The organism is Aeromonas sp. s2 (assembly GCF_040907935.1).
In the GTDB taxonomy this organism is placed as follows: Bacteria; Pseudomonadota; Gammaproteobacteria; order Enterobacterales; family Aeromonadaceae; genus Aeromonas; species Aeromonas dhakensis.
This window is the reverse complement of the sequence record NZ_JBFOCR010000009.1, coordinates 398,603-418,617: the sequence shown is the minus strand read 5'-3', so window position 1 is coordinate 418,617 and position 20,015 is coordinate 398,603. Positions and strand designations below refer to the sequence as shown.

At 62.2% G+C, this 20,015-nt stretch carries 16 protein-coding genes; 7 read left to right on the top strand and 9 right to left on the bottom strand.

Translation table 11 applies throughout. From position 1 onward, the window contains the following. Window positions 1-18: 18 nt before the first annotated feature. From AB5Y81_RS06855 to AB5Y81_RS06845, 3 genes are all read right to left on the bottom strand, one after another. Window positions 19-309 carry a hypothetical protein gene (locus AB5Y81_RS06855; RefSeq protein ID WP_211051287.1) on the bottom strand — a complete coding sequence of 97 codons (291 nt, stop codon included), beginning with the start codon at window positions 307-309 and terminating at the stop codon, window positions 19-21. 40 nt (window positions 310-349) lie between these two features. After that, window positions 350-484 (bottom strand): hypothetical protein, encoded by a 135-nt coding sequence (locus AB5Y81_RS06850; protein WP_279484622.1) that lies wholly within the window; start codon window positions 482-484, stop codon window positions 350-352. Between the two features lie 199 nt (window positions 485-683). Further along, window positions 684-2,573 (bottom strand): PTS fructose transporter subunit EIIC, encoded by a 1,890-nt coding sequence (locus AB5Y81_RS06845; RefSeq protein WP_279484621.1) that lies wholly within the window; start codon window positions 2,571-2,573, stop codon window positions 684-686. Between the two features lie 734 nt (window positions 2,574-3,307). On the opposite strand from AB5Y81_RS06845, the gene AB5Y81_RS06840 reads away from it, so the two are divergent. Next, window positions 3,308-3,457 carry a hypothetical protein gene (locus tag AB5Y81_RS06840; RefSeq protein WP_005298930.1) on the top strand — a complete coding sequence of 50 codons (150 nt, stop codon included), beginning with the start codon at window positions 3,308-3,310 and terminating at the stop codon, window positions 3,455-3,457. Between the two features lie 74 nt (window positions 3,458-3,531). Here the strand turns inward: AB5Y81_RS06840 and AB5Y81_RS06835 are convergent, their stop codons facing one another. Next, entirely contained in the window at window positions 3,532-4,038 is a 507-nt protein-coding gene (locus AB5Y81_RS06835) for a hypothetical protein (protein ID WP_268009312.1), read from the bottom strand. Between the two features lie 235 nt (window positions 4,039-4,273). Further along, on the bottom strand, window positions 4,274-5,473 hold the full coding sequence (manA, locus tag AB5Y81_RS06830) for a mannose-6-phosphate isomerase, class I (protein WP_279484620.1): 1,200 nt from the start codon (window positions 5,471-5,473) through the stop codon (window positions 4,274-4,276). A 129-nt stretch (window positions 5,474-5,602) separates the two neighbouring features. Here manA and AB5Y81_RS06825 point away from each other — a divergent pair, with 129 nt between their 5' ends. Both AB5Y81_RS06825 and icd read left to right on the top strand, forming a co-directional pair. Beyond that, entirely contained in the window at window positions 5,603-6,478 is an 876-nt protein-coding gene (locus tag AB5Y81_RS06825; RefSeq protein WP_368146615.1) for a helix-turn-helix transcriptional regulator, read from the top strand. Window positions 6,479-6,680: 202 nt separating this feature from the next. Next, on the top strand, window positions 6,681-7,934 hold the full coding sequence (icd, locus tag AB5Y81_RS06820; RefSeq protein WP_005298939.1) for an NADP-dependent isocitrate dehydrogenase: 1,254 nt from the start codon (window positions 6,681-6,683) through the stop codon (window positions 7,932-7,934). Window positions 7,935-8,011: 77 nt separating this feature from the next. Here the strand turns inward: icd and AB5Y81_RS06815 are convergent, their stop codons facing one another. The 3 genes from AB5Y81_RS06815 to AB5Y81_RS06805 form a co-directional block, all read right to left on the bottom strand. Next, entirely contained in the window at window positions 8,012-9,466 is a 1,455-nt protein-coding gene (locus tag AB5Y81_RS06815) for a SulP family inorganic anion transporter (protein WP_279484618.1), read from the bottom strand. Between the two features lie 305 nt (window positions 9,467-9,771). Continuing rightward, window positions 9,772-9,948, bottom strand: a complete 177-nt coding sequence (locus AB5Y81_RS06810; protein WP_279484617.1) for a hypothetical protein — start codon at window positions 9,946-9,948, stop codon at window positions 9,772-9,774. A gap of 334 nt (window positions 9,949-10,282) precedes the next feature. Then, complete coding sequence (locus AB5Y81_RS06805; RefSeq protein WP_279484616.1) at window positions 10,283-11,614, bottom strand: D-serine ammonia-lyase; 1,332 nt, start codon at window positions 11,612-11,614, stop codon at window positions 10,283-10,285. A 359-nt stretch (window positions 11,615-11,973) separates the two neighbouring features. On the opposite strand from AB5Y81_RS06805, the gene dsdC reads away from it, so the two are divergent. Further along, window positions 11,974-12,927 (top strand): DNA-binding transcriptional regulator DsdC, encoded by a 954-nt coding sequence (gene dsdC, locus AB5Y81_RS06800; protein WP_279484615.1) that lies wholly within the window; start codon window positions 11,974-11,976, stop codon window positions 12,925-12,927. Between the two features lie 21 nt (window positions 12,928-12,948). On the opposite strand, the gene AB5Y81_RS06795 is transcribed toward dsdC, so the two are convergent. Then, window positions 12,949-14,142: an ROK family transcriptional regulator gene (locus AB5Y81_RS06795; protein ID WP_167385384.1), complete on the bottom strand. Its 1,194-nt coding sequence runs from the start codon at window positions 14,140-14,142 to the stop codon at window positions 12,949-12,951. A gap of 119 nt (window positions 14,143-14,261) precedes the next feature. Here AB5Y81_RS06795 and AB5Y81_RS06790 point away from each other — a divergent pair, with 119 nt between their 5' ends. The 3 genes from AB5Y81_RS06790 (at window position 14,262) to AB5Y81_RS06780 (ending at window position 19,963) form a co-directional block, all read left to right on the top strand. Continuing rightward, on the top strand, window positions 14,262-17,549 hold the full coding sequence (locus AB5Y81_RS06790; RefSeq protein ID WP_279484614.1) for a DUF5107 domain-containing protein: 3,288 nt from the start codon (window positions 14,262-14,264) through the stop codon (window positions 17,547-17,549). 72 nt (window positions 17,550-17,621) lie between these two features. Further along, window positions 17,622-19,076 carry a sugar porter family MFS transporter gene (locus AB5Y81_RS06785; RefSeq protein ID WP_279484613.1) on the top strand — a complete coding sequence of 485 codons (1,455 nt, stop codon included), beginning with the start codon at window positions 17,622-17,624 and terminating at the stop codon, window positions 19,074-19,076. Next, a complete protein-coding gene (locus AB5Y81_RS06780; protein ID WP_279484612.1) occupies window positions 19,073-19,963 on the top strand; it encodes an aldose 1-epimerase in 891 nt (296 codons plus the stop codon). The genes AB5Y81_RS06785 and AB5Y81_RS06780 overlap by 4 nt, the downstream gene beginning before the upstream one ends. Window positions 19,964-20,015: the final 52 nt, after the last annotated feature.

Here is a 20,015-nt window from a genome sequence, read left to right as displayed (position 1 = left end):
TGCATTTGGGGAAGCCATTTAGCGTGGCTCTTCGGTGCGAAACAACACCTTGCCGCAGGCGAGGCAGGTATGGCGAAAGCGGTGATCAAACCAGCCGGTCTGGGGGTGACCGAGCACCTTGTCCGAGCCGCAGGCACAGCAGCGGGCGCTGAGCGTATCCCCGCTGGCACACTCGGGATGAGCGCTCAGGTACTCGGCGCGAGTGGGCAGGCGCAGCCAGTCGGGGTGGGCGTGGCGCCTGTTCCAGAAACGCATGGCATAGAGGCTGGCCGCAAGTGCAAGCAGGCTGAACAGCCATAAGAGGTCCATGATGTGACTCCTTGGTGAAAAATGCGATAAGGGGCCTGGATCAGAGAATGACACGGCTGCGAAACAGCACCTTGCCGCAGGCACAGCAGCTGGCGTTTTCACTATCGTCGGTGGCGCATTCGGGATGGCGGACGAGGCACTCGGGCAGGGTGAGCCGTACGTCCGTCAGATCCATCTGTGCAAGGCTCCGTCCATATGTGGTCGCCAGGCCGGCTGGCAGGCGAAGGCACAATATGGCTCCTATCTTATCGATCCTGTGGGTGAGGTCGCCATCCCCGTTCGGGCGGCTGACGAGGGGGTTTGCTGCTGCCTGATGCCGGGATAAAAGAAGGGGCCCTTGGCCCCTTCTGTCATATATCTCTCAACTGCCGTTGTCAGGCCACTTGGCGCCCCGGCCGGGTGCGGGCCAGCAGCCCCTCCGGGTTGTGGATGGCCTCCCGGGTCTTGACGTCGATGACCTCGATATTAGCGAAGCGCTCCTTGTTCTTGATGGCCACGTCGTGGGCCAGGATGACGCAGCGGGCGTTGGCCACGTCTTTGGCGCTGATGCGGTTGATGATGCCGTTGGCACCCTGGGTTTCCACTTTCAGCTTGATGCCGGCCTTGGCGGCTGCCTTTTGCAGGCTCTTGGCGGCCAGGAAGGTGTGGGCTACGCCGGAGGGGCAGGCGGTGATGGCCAGCACCTCGGCTTCCCCTTCCGCCTCGATGATCTGGTACTCCTCCTGGCGCTCGTTGCTCTCTTCCGTGTCGCTGACCGGCTTTTTCAGCAGGTTGACGATAAGGGCCGTGGTGAGGGCGCCGAGCAGGGTGCCGAGGATATAGCCCATCTTGCCTTCCACCACCGGCAGCACGATCCAGCCGCCCCAGGGGGCGTGGTTGATGCTGTGCATCATGAAGCCGGTGATGTTGCCGACGATGCCCCCTGCGACGATGGCCGGGATGACCCGCACCGGGTCTGCGGCGGCAAACGGAATGGCCCCCTCGCTGATGCCGATCATGCCCATGATGGCGGCCGCCTTGCCCGCTTCACGCTCCTCTTTCTTGTAGCGCTTGGGGGAGAGCAGAGTTGCCAGCGCCATGCCGAGCGGCGGCACGCAGATGGCGATGCCGACCCCGCCCATCAGCCAGGGCTGGGTGTTGACCTGGGTCTGGGCGAACAGGGTGGCCACCTTGTTGATGGGGCCGCCCATGTCAAAGGCGGTCATGCCACCGAGGATGGCCCCCAGCATCACCTTGCCCGAGCCCGCCATGCCGGAGAGCCAGTGGTTCATCCCCTCCATCATGGCGGCGATGGGGGCGCCGATCACCCACATGACGATGCCGCACACCAGGAAGGTGCCGATCAGCGGATAGATAAAGATGGAGCCGAGCGAACTCATGGAATCCGGCAGCTTGATGCGTTTGAGCTGGTTGACGATGAGGCCGGCGATAAAGCCCACCAGGATGGCGCCGAGAAAACCGGTGTGAAACTGCTGCACTGCAATCCAGGAGCCGATCATGCCGGGGGCCAGACCCGGTTTGTCCGCCATGGAGTAGGCGATGTAGCCGCCCAGCACGGCGGTAAACAGAGTGAGCCCGGCAATCCCCATATCGGCCATGTCTTTGAGCACGCCCGCCTCGGGCACGGCGCCCTTGCCGCTGATCATCACCGACAGCGACAGCAGCACGCCCCCCGCGACGATGAAGGGGATCATGTGGGAGGTGCCGAACAGCAAATGCTGCTTGAGGGTGTTGAGCTGGGTCTTGATGCCGCGCTCCTGCGGCTCTGCAGGTTGGGCAGGTTGCGCCCGGGTGGGGGCGGCAGGGGCTGCGGACGGCCCTGGTGCGGCCAGCAAGGCGAGTACCTCGGTGCGGCTGGTGGCCGCCTGCATGCTGGCGATGAAACCGGGTTCCAGCAGCTTGGTGGAGAGCTCGGCCAGCACCTCGATATGGTGGTTGGCGCCGCCCGCCGGGGAAGCAATCATGAAGAACAGTTTGGAGGGCTCGCCATCTTCGGCGCCGTAGTCGATGCCCTGGCGGCTGATGCCGACCACGATGGCAGGCTCTCGCACCGCCTCGCTCTTGGCGTGGGGCAGGGCGACCCCCTGCTCGAAGCCGGTGTTGTCGAGCGCCTCCCGCGCCCAGAGGTCGCGGACAAACTGATCCTGACTGGCTATCTTGCCGCTGGCCTTGAGCCTCTCGGCCAGCTCGACAAACAGCGCCTGCTTGTCGCGGGCCGCAAGATCGAGGCAGATCAATCCTTCATCTATCAGGGTGGTGAGCATGGTTCTCTCCTGGCTGGTGCCGTCCGAATGGAACTGGTCCTGTTGAAAACTGTGGTGCAACTGGTTGACCTGCTTATTGTTTCTCCCAAGTGCCTCGGCCGAAATCGGAGATATGTGCCCTTTACTGGATTTTTGTGTTGATGGTGCCTGCCTGTGACCCTGCTCTCATTTTGTTCGGTTAGTAAAGGTAGCGGGTGATGAACAAAAACAGCTTTAAAAACAGGTGATTACTATTGGTGAGGGGCTATTTATCACCAGCCGGCGGTTGGAGGGCCTGCTCTTTGTGGGCTGAAGGATGGAGATTTGTGTGCTTACGTGGCCAGCAAAACTGTGAGCCGATCGGCAAAAGCGGCTGCCTGGCTTTGTGCGGCGCTTATGGTGGCGGGGTTGCAAGGGACGCAAACACGGGGCGTGAAAAATCAGTGCATAATCGGTGGTCTGAAAAGGACGTGTGCATTAGCCATGAGTGAATATTAAGTTATTGATATTTAATGGTTTACATCTCTTCCATAGGAGTGAAAAGAGGGTCCGCTGACCGCCTTTAGATGGTTTTACGAGAGACGTTTAATCATTTTTTAGATTGCTTTGTGCATATCCAATCGTTTATTTAGTTGGACAGTTTTGGCAAACCGGAAGTCAAACTTGATGAACCGACAGGCCAACGCCCTTGATGCGGAGTGTGCCGTCAACCCGTTTTACTTGTCATGTTCACCCAGATGTAAGGAGACATCCTGATGGAAAATTTGGCCCAAAATATCGACACCATGCGCGAAGAGTTCAAGCAACAGGAGCGCAAACAGGCCCACGACAAATGGCAGGCCAGGGTCGAAGAGCTGCAGCAGATCCGTGCTGAAGAGCCTCAGTCGGAGGCGGTAGAGGAGTGACCTCGCCATGGGCCCGGCGCTGATGCGTGTGGCCCGGCTGAATGCAAAACCCCCGCCTGTATGGCGGGGGTTTTTTATTGCAACTCGATGGCGTTGTGGTTCTGCCACTGACGCAGGCGCTGCTTGAGGGAGCCATCGCCAGGGGGGATGAAGTCATCCATCAGGTAGCAGCGGTTGTCGCCGCTCTTCTGAAAGTGGAGGCTGACGGTCTGCGGCTCTTTCTGGGCGTCGGAGAGGGCGAACAGATAGTGCATCCTGACCGTTACCCCTTGCTCTTGCTCCTTGGCCAGGGTGAAGCTGACGGGCTCGCTCACCTCGCCATCCTGGGCGTTGATCCAGGGGTCTGCATCGATGGCACACACCTCGCCGTCGGCGTTGCACTCGGCCTCGCTGCTCAGCACGGCAAAGAAGTCGGGGGTGAGCAGCGCCTTGAGCGGCGCCGGATCGGCGTAATAGAAATCCTTGTGCTCGCTCCAGAAGGACTTGGCCAGCCTGAGCGCCACCCCCTTGTCGCAGGCGGCGTGCACCGGGCCGCCCAGCAGCGCCAGCAGTAAAACGGATAGTCCGCAGTAGCCTTTCATGATGTTCTTCCTGAACTGGGGCCGGCTGGCAGTGCTGCTCCGGCGGGTATCAAGGCGTGTGATAGCCAGACGGGCATGATAGCCAACCCGGCAGAGGGCGACAGCAGGATCTGATGATTTTATGCCGCACATCAAGAAATTAGTCGGCAAAGGCGGAAGTGGACAGTGGCGGTCACTGCCAACAACAAGGGCCATCCTGGATGGCCCTTGTTGTCATGGCTCGATTTGAACCGGCTTAGCAGCGGTTGCCGGCGCGGGCGACCCGGCCCTCGGCCAGCAGCTGGTAGCGGCCGGTGGCGGCCGGGATGAAGGCGGACTGACCCTTCTCGAGACGCAGGGTGTCGTCACCGCGCTTGAGGATGACGGCCTCGTCGATGGCAAACAGGATCTCGGCGCTGGCGGTGGTGAGCTGATGCTCGCCCGCCGGGTAGACGCTGAAGGTAAAGTCCGGCACCGGCACCTCGAAGTGCTGCACCGCCCCGTCCAGGCGGGGGGCAAGCAGGATCTGGTCGTCCGGCTTGGGCAGGCAGCGGGTGCAGGCCAACAGCTCGGCCACGTCTATGTACTTGGGGGTGAGCCCGGCGCGCAGCACGTTGTCGGAGTTGGCCATGATCTCGAGGCCGGTGCCGCGCACATAGGCGTGCGGGGTGCAGGCGTCCAGATACATCGCCTGACCGGGCTGCAGGGTCACTACGTTGAGCAAGAGCGGCGAGAAGAGCCCCACGTCCCCCGGGTACTGGGCGGCCAGGCTGGTGATCAGCGCAAAGGTCTCTTCATCCTGATGCTTGGCGGCAAAGGCCAGCAGGTCCGCCAGTGCCTCATCCTTGCGCGCCCCTTCCAGCACCAGCAGCTGGTGGAAGAAGTGCTGCAGGCCCACTTCATTCTGGCTGGCGGCGAGGGCGGCAACCAGCTCGGCAAGGGCAGGCAGCTTGACCCGCTCGAACAGCGCCAGGATGGCCGGGATGGCGCGAAAACCGTTCATCGCCTGATAGGGGGTGAGGGCAAACACCAGCTCGGGCTTGTGGTTGGGATCCTTGTAGTTGCGATTGGCGGCCTTGGGCGAGATGCCGGCGGCCTCTTCTTTGGCAAAGCCTGCTTCGGCCTGCGCCTTGCTCGGGTGCACCTGAATGGAGAGAGCCTTCTCGGCGCACAGCACCTTGAACAGGAACGGCAGGCTGCCAAAACGGGTCTGGGTGGCTTCACTCAGTACGGCGGCGGGGGCGCTCTCTATCAGGGTCGAGAGCTTTTGCGTCTGCCCGGCCAGCACTACCTCGGAGCAGCCGTTGGGGTGGGCACCCATCCACAGCTCGGCCTGGGGCTTGCCCGCCGGATTGGGGATGCCGAACAGGGTGGTGAGGGCGTCATGGCTGCCCCAGTCGTAGCCTTGAATCGGATTTTGCATTGACAAAAAAGAGGGCAGATCGCGACTGCTCATAAGGGATGCCTCATTTGGTGTGCAGAAAATCGGGTGCAGAAAAGGGTGGCATTGCTGCCGTGGACCGGACTATAACATGGGCGGTCGCGGGCACCGCAACCGCTTGCCTCTCTCTTGATCAGGATCAGCATGTCTCTTGTCTTCAGCCAGTTGCTCGATGGCGCCCTCCACGAGCAGACCCCCTTCGACCAGATCTGGTTCGCCCAGGATCAGGGGGTGCCGCCCGGTTTCAGCTATCAGGTCAACTTTCCTCGCCTCGAGCTGGTGTTCAGCGGCGAGTACCGCAACCAGATCTGGGACAGGGAGCAGGGCTGCCAGGAGATCTGCATCGCCCCGGGGCAGGCGCTCTACATCCCCCCCAACGGCTGGAACAAGCCGCTCTGGACCACCGACTGCTCGGTGCTGAGCCTGCTGTTCGGCAAGCGTCAGCTGGGTTTCAGTCTGGTGAGCAAGCGGCGGGAAGACCCCGATTTCTTTGACGTGCAAAAGCACAGCATCATGGCCAGGGCCGGCCATGTGAACGAACACATACTGGCGGCACTGAACGTGCTGACCGAGGATCCCGCGCGCTCCCCCACCGACAATCATCTGCTGCAGGCGCTGCTCACCAGCGTGCGCCAGCTGCTGGCCGAGTCCACCTTCGAGCGGCCGCGGGGGGCAGAGCTGTTTCACGGGATCTGCATCTATATCCAGGAGAACTTTCACCGCCCCATCAGCCGGGATTCGATCGCCCATCGCTTCAACGTCTCGGCCAGCCACCTGTCGCACCTGTTTCGTGAGCAGGGGCACATGCGCCTGGCCGATTACATCAGCTGGGTACGCATCGATCGGGCCAAGTTCATGCTCAAGAAATACCGCTTTCGCCTCGAAGAGGTGGCCAGCCGCTGTGGTTACAGCGATGTGAACTATTTTTGCCGAGTGTTCAAGCAAAAGACCGGCTTGACCCCCTCCCAGTACCGGGCGCTCAGCCAGCTGCAGGGGCAGGCCGAGGGGCTGGCGGGATAAACAGGGATGCCGCCGGAGCCTGTCCGAGTCAGGCGCCGGCGGGGCTGCTTCGGATCCGGAGCCGGCTGAAGGGACGCATTGTGATCCAGTGCGCGACTATGGTCTGACATGCGTGCTCGCCATTTGATTCTGCCAATGGATGGGCTTAAGATGGCCGCGCGCAACTTACAGATTGATAACAAACGGAAGTTAGGAGATGCCGATGGAAAGCAAAGTAGTTATCCCGACCCAGGGCCAGAAAATCACAGTCGATGCCAACGGCAAGCTGCAGGTTCCCAACCATCCGATCATTCCGTTTATCGAAGGGGATGGCATCGGCGTGGACGTGACCCCGGCCATGTTGAATGTGGTGAATGCCGCGGTCGAGAAAGCCTACAAAGGCGAGCGCAAGATCGCCTGGATGGAGATCTACACCGGCGAGAAATCGACTCATGTCTATGGCGAAGGTGCCTGGCTGCCGGCCGAAACCCTGGATTTCATTCGTGAATACTGCGTGGCCATCAAGGGCCCCCTGACCACCCCGGTCGGCGGCGGTATTCGCTCCCTCAACGTGGCCCTGCGCCAGGAGCTGGATCTCTACATCTGCCTGCGTCCGGTCCGTTACTACGAGGGCACCCCGAGCCCGGTCAAGCGCCCGGATCTGACCGACATGGTGATCTTCCGCGAGAACGCCGAAGACATCTACGCCGGCATCGAGTGGAAAGCCGACAGCGACGAAGCCAAGAAGGTGATTTCCTTCCTGCAAAACGAGATGGGCGTGAAGAAAATTCGCTTCCCCGAGACCTGCGGCATCGGCATCAAGCCCATGTCCAAGGCCGGTACCGAGCGTCTGGTCCGTGCCGCCATCGAGTATGCCATCGACAACGATCGCGACTCCGTGACCCTGGTGCACAAGGGCAACATCATGAAGTTCACCGAAGGTGCCTTCAAGGATTGGGGCTACGCCCTGGCCCAGAAAGAGTACGATGCCCAGCTCATCGACGGTGGCCCCTGGTGCTCCTTCAAGAACCCGAAAACCGGCAAGACCATAGTCGTCAAGGACGTCATCGCCGACGCCTTCCTGCAACAGATCCTGCTGCGCCCGGCCGAGTATGACGTCATCGCCTGCATGAACTTGAACGGCGACTACATCTCCGACGCGCTGGCGGCCCAGGTAGGCGGTATCGGCATCGCACCGGGTGCCAACATCGGCGACGGCGTCGCCCTGTTCGAAGCGACCCACGGCACCGCGCCGAAATACGCCGGTCAGGACAAGGTCAACCCGGGCTCCCTGATCCTCTCCGCCGAGATGATGCTGCGCCACATGGGCTGGGTTGAGGCGGCCGACCTCATCATCAAGGGGATGGAAGCGGCGATCCGCAACAAGACCGTCACCTATGACTTCGAGCGTCTGATGGAAGGTGCCACCCTGCGCTCCTGCTCCCAGTTCGCCCAGGACATGGTCGACCAGATGTAAGTCTGTGAAGATGCAAAAGGCCAGCCCCAGGGGGCTGGCCTTTTTTATGGGCGTGTGGCGCCTGAAGCGGCGTTCGGTCAGGTCGCCGGGGCGAAGCGGCCGAGCAGGGCGGCGCTGGTGTCGCTCACCCCCGTCAGCTGCACCTCGGTGCCGGCAGCCTCGAAGCGGCGGCGCACCGTGCTCAGAGCCTCGGCGGCGCTGAGATCCCAGAAGTGGGCGTCACTTAAGTCGATCACCACCCGCTCAAGGGATTCGCCGGTGTCAAAGCCGGCGCAGAACTGCTCGGTGCTGGCGAAGAAGACCTGGCCGTGTACCCGGTAGGTGCGGGTGGCGCCGTGGCGCTCGCTGTCGCTGTGCACCAGCAGGGTACGCGCCACCTTGTGGGCGAAGAAGAGGCAGGCCAGCAGCACCCCGGTCAGCACCCCGAGGGCCAGGTTGTGGGTCACCACCACCACGGCCACCGTGCTCAGCATCACCAGGTTGGTGGCCAGCGGCGTCTTGTGCATGCGCAGCACCGAGCCCCAGGAGAAGGTGCCGATGGATACCATGATCATCACCGCCACCAGGGCCGCCATGGGGATCTGGCGGATCCACTCGTCCAGGAACACCACCATGACGATGAGCAGGGCCCCCGCCACCAGGGTGGAGAGGCGGCCGCGGCCACCGGATTTCACGTTAATGACCGACTGGCCAATCATGGCGCAGCCCGCCATGCCGCCCATCAGGCCGGCGGCGATGTTGGCCAGCCCCTGGCCCTTGCACTCGCGGTGGCGATCGCTGCGGGTGCCGGTCATCTCGTCAACGATGGCGGCGGTCATCAGGGATTCGAGCAGTCCCACCACGGCCAGGGCGGCGGAGTAGGGGAAGATGATGGCCAGGGTCTCGAGATTGAGGGGCACCTCGGGCCACATGAAGACCGGCAGGGTGTCCGGCAGGGCGCCCATGTCGCCGACCGTGCGCACCCCGAGGCCGAGGCCGACGCTCACCGCGGTGAGCAGCACGATGCACAGTAGCGGCGAGGGGAGCAGGCTGCCGATGCGCGGCAGGCGCGGGAACAGGTAGATGATGCCAAGCCCGGCTGCGGTCATGGCGTAGACCTGCCAGCTGACGTTGGTCAGCTCCGGCAACTGGGCCATGAAGATGAGGATGGCCAGGGCGTTGACAAAGCCGGTCACCACCGAGCGCGAGACGAAGCGCATCAGGGCGCCGAGGCGCAGGTAGCCGGCCAGGATCTGCAGCAGGCCGGTGAGCAGGGTGGCGGCCATCAGGTATTGCAGGCCGTGCTCGCGCACCAGGGTCACCATCAGCAGGGCCATGGCGCCGGTGGCGGCGGAGATCATGGCCGGGCGGCCGCCGGTGAAGGCGATGATAACGGCGATGCAGAAGGAGGCGTAGAGCCCCACCTTGGGATCGACGCCGGCGATGATGGAGAAGGCGATGGCCTCCGGGATCAGGGCCAGGGCCACGACCGTGCCCGACAGCAGATCCCCCCTGACGTTGCCAAACCACTCTTGTCTGATGCGCTCACGCATGGATTGTTCTCGCTCGTTGCTGGCGCTCTGGGCGCGCGTTGTCGTTATGGGCGCGGTGGCCGCGCGGCGCGCGACTCTAACAAAGGGGAGGGGCAGGGGCAAGGCGCGAACGGGCCGATGTGACGCCAAATTGCACATGGCTGGCGGCCCTGCCCGGTAACCTGTTGAAACGATGCGGGCAACGATATGAAGCAGGCAGGCAGATCTGCGCTGTCATGGTGAGAGAGCAAAGGAGGCGAGGGGAAGAAGGGGCTGGATAAAAGGGAGCCTTGCAGTTTGGGACTGCAAGGCAAGGATTCGGATGATTAGGTGGTTCGTTCCAGATGGTGCTGGTAGATCTGCTGCCATTTGTCCTGCTCGGCCTCATTCCCCTGGGTCTGCCAGAACTCGCAGATGGAGCTGGCGAGTTCGGATGCCATGGCGTGGTCCCCATCGCGGCGACTCATCAGATATTGTCCCAGCCAGCTTTGATATTGTTTCATTGCCCGATCTCCTTATCTCGTGTGTCTTGCTGACCGCCGTCAGGCTTTGTGCCGGAAGGGGCCATCAGGCCACGGTTTTTCTGCATGCCCTTGATGGTTGTGATCGACGGATTGGGTCGCGATCTCGCCCGAACAGGGCGCCAACGTGGGTGCAGATGTCAAAAAACGGTCACTATCGTATCACAAAATAACCAGCTTGGGGGGATTGTCGGCAATTCAGGGTGTCCAGCTGTCTGGCCGTCCATTTTGTATGCGCCCGAATATGCACGCCATCTTGCTGATCTCACACGAGAAAAACCCGCCAGTCTGGCGGGTTTTATGGCTGAAAAAAAGATCAGAGGCGGGCGCTGGCCAGATACTTTTCCATCTCCTCGGCGGGCACCATGCCGCCGCCGGTGGCCCACACCAGGTGGGTGGCGCTGGCCATCTTGGCGGCATCCAGCCCCTGACCGGCCTGCCACTCAAGGTCGGCCGCGACGCGCCACGGGCCTGCCATGCCGGCCAGCGCCGAGGGTTCCAGCTTGATCTGCTCATCGCGCGCCAGCAGTCCCAGCAGGTCATACATTTCCTGATCGCTCAGGGTGTAGAAACCTGCCAGCAGCCGCTCCATGGCGCGGCCGACGAAGCCGGAGGCGCGCCCCACCGCGAGGCCATCTGCCGCAGTGAGGTTGTCGATACCAAGGTCTTGCACCGCAATGGCATCGTGCAAGCCGGTGTGCACCCCGAGCAGCATGCAGGGGGAGTGGGTTGGCTCGGCAAACAGGCAGTGAACGTGGTCACCGAAGGCGAGTTTGAGGCCAAAGGCCACCCCACCGGGGCCGCCACCCACCCCGCAAGGCAGGTAGACAAACAGCGGATGGTCGGCATCCACCTTGATGCCCATCTCGTCGAACTGCTTTTTCACCCGCTCACCGGCCACCGCATAGCCGAGAAACAGGGTGCGGGAGTTCTCGTCGTCGATAAAGAAGCAGTTGGGATCGCGCTCGGCCTCCTTGCGCCCCTGCTCCACCGCGACTCCGTAATCCTCGGCGTATTCCACCACGATGGCACCATGTTCGCGCAACTTGCGCTTCTTCCACTCCCGCGCATCGGCGGACATGTGGACGGTGACGCGAAAGCCGAGGCGGGCGCTCATGATGCCGATGGACATGCCGAGGTTGCCGGTGGAGCCGACCGCGATGCTGTACTGGCTGAAGAAGTGGCGAAACTCCTCCGTGAACAGCTTGCGATAGTCGTCCTCTTCGCAGAGCAGGCCGGCCTTGATGGCCAGCTGCTCGGCATGGGCCAGCACCTCGTAGATACCGCCGCGTGCCTTGATGGAGCCGGAGATGGGCAGATGGCTGTCTTTTTTGAGCAGCAGCCGGCCGCTCACCTCGACCCCGTAACGGGCATTCAGCGCGCGCCGCATGGCCGGGATGGCGGCGATCTCGGACTCCAGAATACCCTTGCTGGCGCGGGTCTCGGGGAAGGCTTCGCACAGGTAGGGGGCGAAGCGGGCCAAGCGGGCGGAGGCATCCGCCACATCGCGGCAATCCAGCCCCACATAGGGCAGACCTTCCACCAGGGGGGTGGCCTTGGGGTTGAACCAGCTGACCGGTTCCAGCGCGATCAGGGAGCGCAGTAGCGGAAACTGCTGGGTGAGTTGTGATACGTCGATGTTTTTCATGGTGTTCTCGGCTTCGTCATTGAATTCGGGTATGCAGGTGCCAGCAGGGTTGCGCCCACCGTGGCAAACCTGGCACAGAACCATGGGGTCCATGATGGCTGTCGGCCGGGGGCGCCGAGCCTTGTTGAGGTGCTCATAGCGCACCCCGGCATGGGAATAAGCTTGGTGTTATTCAATGCCAATGAGGTGGCTGTGACAAATGATGAAAAGAGCATCTTGGGTGAGCTAGATTGATGCAAGAGCGCCGTATTCATCACAATGTTGGCCTGAGAGCGACATTGGGTGATATGAGCTGATGCAGCGGGCCGCTTTTTCGGTATCATCGGCGCATGTGTTGAAGGGGTAGCAATGAGGGCGTCATGTACCAGCAGGATCACCAGGTGGCGAGAAGCCGTATCGCGGGCAACAAGCTGCTCAACGGCTATCAACTGGCCAGGCTGCATACCTTTGAGGCGGCGGCCAGACACGGCTCCTTTGCGCTGGCTGCCGACGAGCTGGCGCTCAGCCCGAGTGCGGTGAGCCACAGGATAAGCGCCCTGGAGGAGGAGCTTGGCTTCAAGCTGTTCCAGCGTTTTCACCGCAAGGTGGCGCTGACGGCGGACGGGCTGCGGGTGTTCTGGGCACTCACCTCATCGCTGGAGTTCATCAACCAGGAGATCCTGGAGATCCGCCATCAGGAGCTGTCGGGCCCCCTGACCATCTACTCGCGCCCCTCCATCGCCCAGTGCTGGCTGGTGCCACGACTGGCGGATTTCGCCCGTCAGCATCCCCAGATCGAGCTCAACGTCATGACCGGCAACGAGAACATCAACCTGCATGGCTACGGCATCGATCTCGCCCTCTGCTTCGATGACAAGCCGCCGGAGCGGCTCGCCATTCACCCGCTGATGGACGAGTACATGGTGCCGGTGTGCAGCCCCGAGTATGCCGAGCAGCACGGCCTGCTCGGCAACCCGGCCAACCTGGCACACTGCCGCCTGCTGCACGATCGGCAAGCCTGGAGCCAGGATTCCAACGATGACGAGTGGTCCGGCTGGGCCGAGCAGTCCGGTGTTTCGCTTTCGGCATGCAGGGCCAGCATGGGGTTTGATCGCTCCGATCTCGCCATCATCGCCGCCATGAACCACACCGGGGTGGCCATGGGGCGTCAGAACCTGGTGAGCCAGCGACTGGCGCGGCGCGAGCTGGCGGCCCCCTTCCCGGACATGGCGGTGCGCTGCGCCCAGCGCTACTACATCGCCACCCTGCCCAATTGCCAAAACCCCAAGGCGCAAGCCTTCATTGACTGGGCCTGCCAGCAGGCGGGGGTCTGAGTCAGCCCTTGCGCAAACAGGCTAGCGAGGCTGTGCCAAGGCACTTTCCACATAGAGATAGCCAATCCCCATCACCTGCTGGGCGCGGCTGAGCTGGCCAAAACGGATGTGGGTGGCGTTGACGGCATCGCTGCAGTCGAACGGGTTGGCACCGGTCTGGTGGATGATGGTCTGCAGCCACTCCTCGCCAAAACCGCAGCTGCGGCCATAGAGCCAGATGCGGTTGATGTTGAGGATGTTGAGGAAGTTGTAGAGGCTCAGGCCAATGGCACGGGCTCCTTCGTCCACCATGGCCCGGATCATGGGATCCCCCTGTTGGTAGCGTGCCAGCAGCTGGGCTGTGCCGACACGCCCCTCCGCCAGCGCAGCGGGATCCGCCCCCTGCTGCTTGAGAAAGACCCGGGCCCGCTTCTTGATGGCCGAGAGGGAGGCGATCGTCTCCAGACAGCCGTAACGGCCACAGGCACAGGCGCTACCGTCCGGGTTGATGATGGTATGGCCAATCTGGCCACTGCCAAACAGGGCTCCCCGGTAGATCTGGCCGTTGATGATGAAGGCCGAGCCGATGCCGTAATCGACGTTGATGACGCAAAAATCGCCGACGTTCTCCGCTCCCTGCCACTTCTGGGCCAGCGCCAGCATGATGCAGTCGTTGTCCACCATCACCTCGCAGCCGAGGTGCTCCTCCAGCAGATACTTGAGCTCGACCGGCGCGTGCCAGGGAGCCTGCGGCATGGTCTGCGACACCCCGGTCGCCGGGTTGACCTGACCGTGTACCGCGATGGCCAGCCGGATCGCCAGCCCCTTGTGGCGGCGCTTGTGCTGGTAGTAGCAGGCCTCAATCAGACGCAGCAACTCGTCCGGGGTTTGCGGCGCAATTTTCTGGCCGGCGTAGTCGTCGAGGGGGGTGATCAGGTTGTCCACCAGAATGCTCTCCAGACTGGTGGGGCTGATATTGAGGCAGAGGATCGCCCCCTGACCGCTGGCGATGCGGTAGCTGCCGCCATTGATGCCGCGCTGGGAGAGGTTCTGGTCGCTGTGGCTGATGGCCCCCTCGGCCACCAGCTCGTCGAGGATCTTGCTGACAGCAGGAATGGAGAGCTCGCAGTGGCGCGCCAGGGTGGACTTGCTCGCCTCCTTGAGCTGGTAGAGCAGGGCCAGCAGCACCTGCTTGTTGTGGTGGCGTACCTTCTGGTTGTTCAACCCTGTGCTCATCACTTCACTAAACTCCGCTTACTGTATTGCGTGATCTTTAGGCAATTAATGGTGGTTTAATCATTCTAATCTGGTCTCACTGAAATTTTTACTAACAAGTATTAAGTGAGGCGAGATTAATGAGAGCTGATGTCAAGGTCTGGGTTGAGACCATCACCCTGCCGACCTACGAGGTGGGCGCCGAAGATCCCCACCCCATGTTTCTCGAGAAGCGGGTCTATCAGGGCTCCTCGGGGGCCGTCTATCCCTATGGCGTGATCGATACTCTTACCGGCCAGAAGCAGATGAAGCCCTATCGGGCGGTCTGGCTGGAGAACGACTTCATCAAAGTGATGTTGTTACCGGAGCTGGGCGGTCGCATCCACCGTGCCTATGACAAGGTGATGAATCGCGACTTCGTCTATTACAACGAAGTGATCAAGCCCGCGCTAGTGGGGCTGGTGGGGCCCTGGATCTCCGGCGGCATCGAGTTCAACTGGCCGCAGCACCACAGACCCACCACCTTCATGCCGGTGGATTTCACCATCGCGGAGCAGGAGGGTGGCGCCAAGACAGTCTGGCTCGGCGAGGTGGAGCCGATGCGTGGTTTGCAGGTGATGGCGGGCTTCACCCTCTACCCCGACAAGGCGCTCATCGAGATCACCGGCAAGGTGTTCAACGGCAACGATACGCCGCGCCATTTCCTCTGGTGGTCCAACCCGGCGGTGAAAGGGGGCGATGCCCACCAGAGCGTCTTCCCGCCCGATGTGACCGCCGTCTATGACCACGGCAAGCGCGACGTCAGCGCCTTCCCCATCGCCCGTGGCACCTACTACAAGGTGGACTACTCCGCCGGAGTCGATATCTCCCGTTACCGCAACATTCCGGTGCCCACCTCCTACATGGCGGACAAGTCCGACTACGACTTCGTCGGCGCCTACTGTCATGACGAGCAGGGGGGCCTGTTGCACGTGGCGGATCACCACGTCTCGCCGGGCAAGAAGCAGTGGAGCTGGGGCAACTGCGATTTTGGTCTGGCCTGGGATCGCAACCTGACCGACGACAACGGCCCCTACATCGAGCTGATGACCGGGGTCTATACCGATAACCAGCCCGACTTCACCTGGCTGGATGCCGGTGAAGAGAAGGTGTTCGTGCAAAACTTCCTGCCCTATAACACCCTCGGCACTCTGCAAAACGCCAACACCCGCGCCGCCATCAAACTGGAGCGTAGCGATGATGGCCTCGTCTGCGGGGTCTATGCGGTGGCGCCGCTTTGTAGGGCCCGGTTCGAGGTGAGCGACGAGGGGGGCGTGCTGTTTACGCAACCTCTGGATCTGCAGCCGGGTCAGGCCTGGCTGGAGCCATTCGCCATCACCAGCGAGGGACGTTTGCAGGTACGTCTGCTGGATGAGCAGGGTCAGTGCGTGCTGAGTTACCTCGAGCATCAGCCAGCTGGCGAAGCCCTGCCGGATCCCGCCACGGCGCCGGAGCCTGCCGTCAATCTCGACTCGGTCGATGAACTCTACTTCATCGGCCAGCATCTGGAGCAGTATCTGCACGCCAGTCGCTCGCCGTTCGATTACTACCTGCGGGGGCTGGAGCTGGATGGCGGCGACTATCGCTGCAACCTTGCACTGGCAACGCTGGAGTACAACCGTGCCAATTACGAGCAGGCGCTGGTCTACGTCAAGCAAGCGCTTACCCGTGCCCATCGCCTCAACAAGAACCCCCAGTGTGGCAAGGCCAGCTTGCTGCGCGGCCATATCGAGGAGCGACTCGGCCAGTTCGATGCCGCGTTCGATAATTTTTACAAGGCAACCTGGAGTGGCAACTGTCGCGACAGTGGCTTCCTCGGGTTGGCCCGTATCGCCATGGTGCGCCGCGATGCCTCGCAGGCGCTGCAATTTGTTGAGAAGAGTCTTGCCGTCAACGGTACCCACTACGGCGCCATCGCCCTCAAAGGGTTGGCTCTGCTGGAGTCTGGTGAGCCGGAGGCAGCCATCGTCTATATCGACGAGCAGCGAGTCCGCTATCCGCTTCACTATCAGCTGGCCTTCCTGCGCTGGCTGGCAAGCGAGCAGGCCGCCGATCGCGACGCGCTAGTACATCTTTGCAACGGGCGTGGCACCAACCTCTGCTTCCTCACCAGCGAACTGCTGAGTTGGGGGCGCCCCGAACTGGCCAGCAAGCTGCTGGCAGCCCTGCCGATGGAGGAGACCCTGCCGCTGCTGTTCGAGGCGAGCTTGCTGGCAGCGGGGCCGGAGCAGGAGGCGCTGCTGCTGCGGGCCGAACAGGCCTTTGGCCGCAAGGTGCGCTTCCCCAACACCCTTGGTGAGGTGGCCATGCTGGCGCAGCTTTCCCACATCTGGTTTGCCAGCTATCTGCTGGGCTGCTTTCACTACAGCAAGCGCAACTACGAGCAGGCGATTGCCCTGTGGCAGCGGGTGTGCGAACAGGCACCGGACTTTGCCTCGGTCTGGCGCAACCTCGGTATTCACCACTTCAACAAGGCGGGTGATATGGCGGCGGCCGAGCAGTGCCTGCGTCGCGCGTTTTCCCTAAAGCCGGACGATGCGCGGCTGCTGTTCGAGCTGGATCAATTGCACAAGCGTTGTGCCATGGCCCCCGCAGAGCGGCTGGCCCTGCTGGAGGCGCACCGTGCGGTCGCCCTCAAGCGCGATGATCTGACCGCCGAACTGCTCAGCCTCTATCACATTACCGGTCAGCTGGATGCGGCGGCCGAGATCTTGCGGCTGCGCGAATTCCACCCCTGGGAGGGGGGCGAGGGCAAAGTGACCGGTCAGTACCTCATCAACCAGCAGCGCCGGGCGCTGGCGTTGATGACTCAGGGACGTCACGAGCAGGCTGTTCCGTTGCTGCAACAGGCGCTGCACTACCCCCTCAATTTGGGGGAGGGGCGCCTTGTAGGACAAACCGACAACGACATTCACTACCTGCTGGCGCTCTGCCATCTGGCCTGTGACCACCAGAGTCTGGCGGCCCAGTGCCTGCAACAGGCTTGTCTTGGTCAGGGGTCGCTGGGGGCCAGCCGCTACTACAACGATCAGCCGGTGGATTACCTCTTCTATCAGGGTATGGCGCTGGCTCGTCTTGGACGGATTGCGGAGGCACAACGTCTGTTTGAAGGGATGGTGGCTTGGGCCGAGCAGGCAATGGGCGAGTCGGTCGAGGCGGACTTCTTTGCCGTTTCGCTGCCGGATCTCATCGTGCTGGATGACGACCCGCAGCACAAACACCGTCAGCACTGTCTGCTGGTCCGGGCCCTCGGCCAGTTGGGGTTGGAGCAGCGTGAAGCGTGTTCCCAGACCCTGCGCGAGCTGCTCATCTTGAACCCGGCTCACGACAAGGGGCAGCTGTTCGCTCTGATCTGCCGCGAGCTGTCACTCAAGCCATCACAGCTATAACAACAACGGGCGCCCTGCCACGGTACGGGGCGCCACTGCACCCTACAATCGACAAGATAGAAAGGATGAGTCATGGAACGCACGAAAAATCAATTGGATACGCACCGGCTCAATATGAGCTACATCTGGATGATCTGTTTGGTAGCCGCCTGCGGAGGTCTGCTGTTTGGCTACGACTGGGTGGTCATCGGCGGGGCCAAGCCCTTCTATGAGGCCTATTTCTCCATCACCGACCCGGCCCAGTCCGGCTGGGCCATGAGCTCGGCGCTGGTGGGCTGTGTGCTGGGGGCCGCCATCTCCGGCTGGTCGGCGGATCGCTTCGGCCGCAAGAAGCCGCTGATCCTGGCCGCCATCCTGTTTACCATCTCGGCATGGGGCACCGCTGCGGCCAGCAACTTCGATCTGTTCGTGGTCTATCGCATCGTGGGGGGGATCGGTATCGGTCTGGCTTCTGCGCTCTCTCCCATGTACATCGCCGAGATCAGTCCGGCCGACAAGCGGGGCAAGTTCGTTGCCATCAACCAGCTCACCATCGTCATCGGTGTGCTGGCGGCTCAGCTGGTGAACCTGATGATTGCCGATCCGGTCGCGAGCAACGCCACCCAGGCCGATATTCTGGCGACCTGGAACGGCCAGTCCGGCTGGCGCTGGATGTTCGGTGCCGAGCTGGTACCGGCGCTGGCGTTTCTGGTGCTGATGTTCTTCGTGCCGGAGTCACCGCGCTGGCTGGCCAAAGATGGCCAGTATGAGCAGGCGGCCCGCATGCTCGGCAAGATTGGCGGGGATGCCTATGCCAAGCAGACGCTGGCCGAGATCCGCCAGACGCTGGTGGGGGAGTCGGCGCACAAAGTATCGCTGGCGGAGCTGGGCAAGCCCTCGGTGCGCCCCATCCTCATCATCGGCATGGTGCTGGCGGTATTCCAGCAGTGGTGCGGCATCAACGTCATCTTCAACTATGCGCAGGAGATCTTTGCCTCCGCCGGGTTTGACATCAACAGCACCCTCAAATCCATCGTCGCCACCGGTCTAATCAACCTGCTGTTCACCCTGATTGCGCTGCCTATGGTGGACAAGCTCGGCCGTCGCAAGCTGATGCTGATTGGCTCGGCTGGTCTCACCATCATCTACGGCATGATGGCCGCGGCCTATGCCAGTGGAGTGTTGGGCTTGCCGGTGTTGCTGCTGGTGCTGGCGGCCATCGCCATCTATGCGCTGACCCTGGCGCCGGTGACCTGGGTGCTGCTTTCGGAGATCTTCCCGAACCGGGTACGCGGGCTGGCCATGTCGGCCGGAACCCTGGCGCTCTGGATCGCCTGCTTCGTGCTGACCTACACCTTCCCGCTGCTCAACGCCGGGTTGGGGGCCGCAGGCAGTTTCCTGCTCTATGGCCTTATCTGTTTCGCCGGGCTCATCTTCATCTACCGCAAGGTGCCCGAGACCAAAGGGGTGACGCTGGAGGCGCTGGAAACCCAGCTGGCCCAGGGCAAGGTGGAGTTGGCACCGACCAAGGCGAGCGCCTCGGCATGACGGTCTACACATTGAGCAACCCGCATCTTCGGTTGCGGGTTTCAACCCAAGGAGCCTGTGTGCTGGGGCTGGAGGATGAGCAGGGGCGCCCGCTGCTGCGCGGCTCCAATCCCGATGCATCTTGCAACCCCGGGCAATGGCATCCCGGCGAAAGCGCCCTCTTTCCCATGATGCCGCTGGCTAATCGGGTGGCAGGCAACCGTTTTGAGTTGTGGGGGAAGGAGCATCGCTTGCCAGAAAGCCCTCTAGATCCCGACTTCTTCCTGCATGGCGATGGCTGGTTGCAGCCATGGCAGCGGGTGGCGGGCTCAGCCAGTTCGGTGACGCTGCAGCTCACCAGCCAATGCGGCCTTTTTCACTATCTGGCCGAGATTGACTATCGGCTGCAGGAGGTGAGCCTGATCGCACGCATCAGTTTGACGCATTTGGGGGAGGCGCCCTGTCTCTACGGCGCGGGTTTTCACCCCTTCTTCTGGCGCGACGAGCAGACCAAGATTCGCTTTCTGGCGAGCGGCGTCTGGCAGGAGGGGACGGATCATCTGCCGACCGATTGGTCGAGCCGGTTAGCGCACCACCTCGACTTTCGCCAGTGGCAGTGCCCGCAAGGGTGGCTCAACCACTGTTACGGTGGCTGGCATGGTACGGCCGAGCTGGTGCACCCCACCCGCCAACAGCGACTGAAGGTAGTCAGCGATGCCTCCTTCCTGATGCTCTATCAGCCGGATGAAACAAGCGGTTTTGTTTGTCTTGAGCCCCATAGCCACGCCGCCAATGCCCACCACCTGGCCGGTCACCCCGGCCTGCGGCTGCTGCAGCGCGGTGACACCATGAGCATCGCGATGACAATCACTCTGATGCCAGCGTTGATAGATGGTTGCCAGGCGTAACGGGATAAGCGGCGAGATTGTGCGGATTGGGTGTTTGCTGAAATAAAAAAGG

Bases quoted from the DNA above. Each gene is read 5' to 3' on its own strand.
- AB5Y81_RS06785 (WP_279484613.1), top strand. From the start codon at position 17,622: ATGGAACGCACGAAAAATCAATTGGATACGCACCGGCTCAATATGAGC.
- AB5Y81_RS06845 (WP_279484621.1), bottom strand. From the start codon at position 2,573: ATGCTCACCACCCTGATAGATGAAGGATTGATCTGCCTCGATCTTGCG.
- AB5Y81_RS06840 (WP_005298930.1), top strand. From the start codon at position 3,308: ATGGAAAATTTGGCCCAAAATATCGACACCATGCGCGAAGAGTTCAAG.
- AB5Y81_RS06805 (WP_279484616.1), bottom strand. From the start codon at position 11,614: ATGAAAAACATCGACGTATCACAACTCACCCAGCAGTTTCCGCTACTG.
- AB5Y81_RS06815 (WP_279484618.1), bottom strand. From the start codon at position 9,466: ATGCGTGAGCGCATCAGACAAGAGTGGTTTGGCAACGTCAGGGGGGAT.
- AB5Y81_RS06855 (WP_211051287.1), bottom strand. From the start codon at position 309: ATGGACCTCTTATGGCTGTTCAGCCTGCTTGCACTTGCGGCCAGCCTC.
- AB5Y81_RS06825 (WP_368146615.1), top strand. From the start codon at position 5,603: ATGTCTCTTGTCTTCAGCCAGTTGCTCGATGGCGCCCTCCACGAGCAG.
- AB5Y81_RS06850 (WP_279484622.1), bottom strand. From the start codon at position 484: ATGGATCTGACGGACGTACGGCTCACCCTGCCCGAGTGCCTCGTCCGC.
- AB5Y81_RS06810 (WP_279484617.1), bottom strand. From the start codon at position 9,948: ATGAAACAATATCAAAGCTGGCTGGGACAATATCTGATGAGTCGCCGC.
- AB5Y81_RS06780 (WP_279484612.1), top strand. From the start codon at position 19,073: ATGACGGTCTACACATTGAGCAACCCGCATCTTCGGTTGCGGGTTTCA.
- AB5Y81_RS06795 (WP_167385384.1), bottom strand. From the start codon at position 14,142: ATGAGCACAGGGTTGAACAACCAGAAGGTACGCCACCACAACAAGCAG.
- AB5Y81_RS06835 (WP_268009312.1), bottom strand. From the start codon at position 4,038: ATGAAAGGCTACTGCGGACTATCCGTTTTACTGCTGGCGCTGCTGGGC.
- icd (WP_005298939.1), top strand. From the start codon at position 6,681: ATGGAAAGCAAAGTAGTTATCCCGACCCAGGGCCAGAAAATCACAGTC.
- AB5Y81_RS06790 (WP_279484614.1), top strand. From the start codon at position 14,262: ATGAGAGCTGATGTCAAGGTCTGGGTTGAGACCATCACCCTGCCGACC.
- dsdC (WP_279484615.1), top strand. From the start codon at position 11,974: ATGTACCAGCAGGATCACCAGGTGGCGAGAAGCCGTATCGCGGGCAAC.
- manA (WP_279484620.1), bottom strand. From the start codon at position 5,473: ATGAGCAGTCGCGATCTGCCCTCTTTTTTGTCAATGCAAAATCCGATT.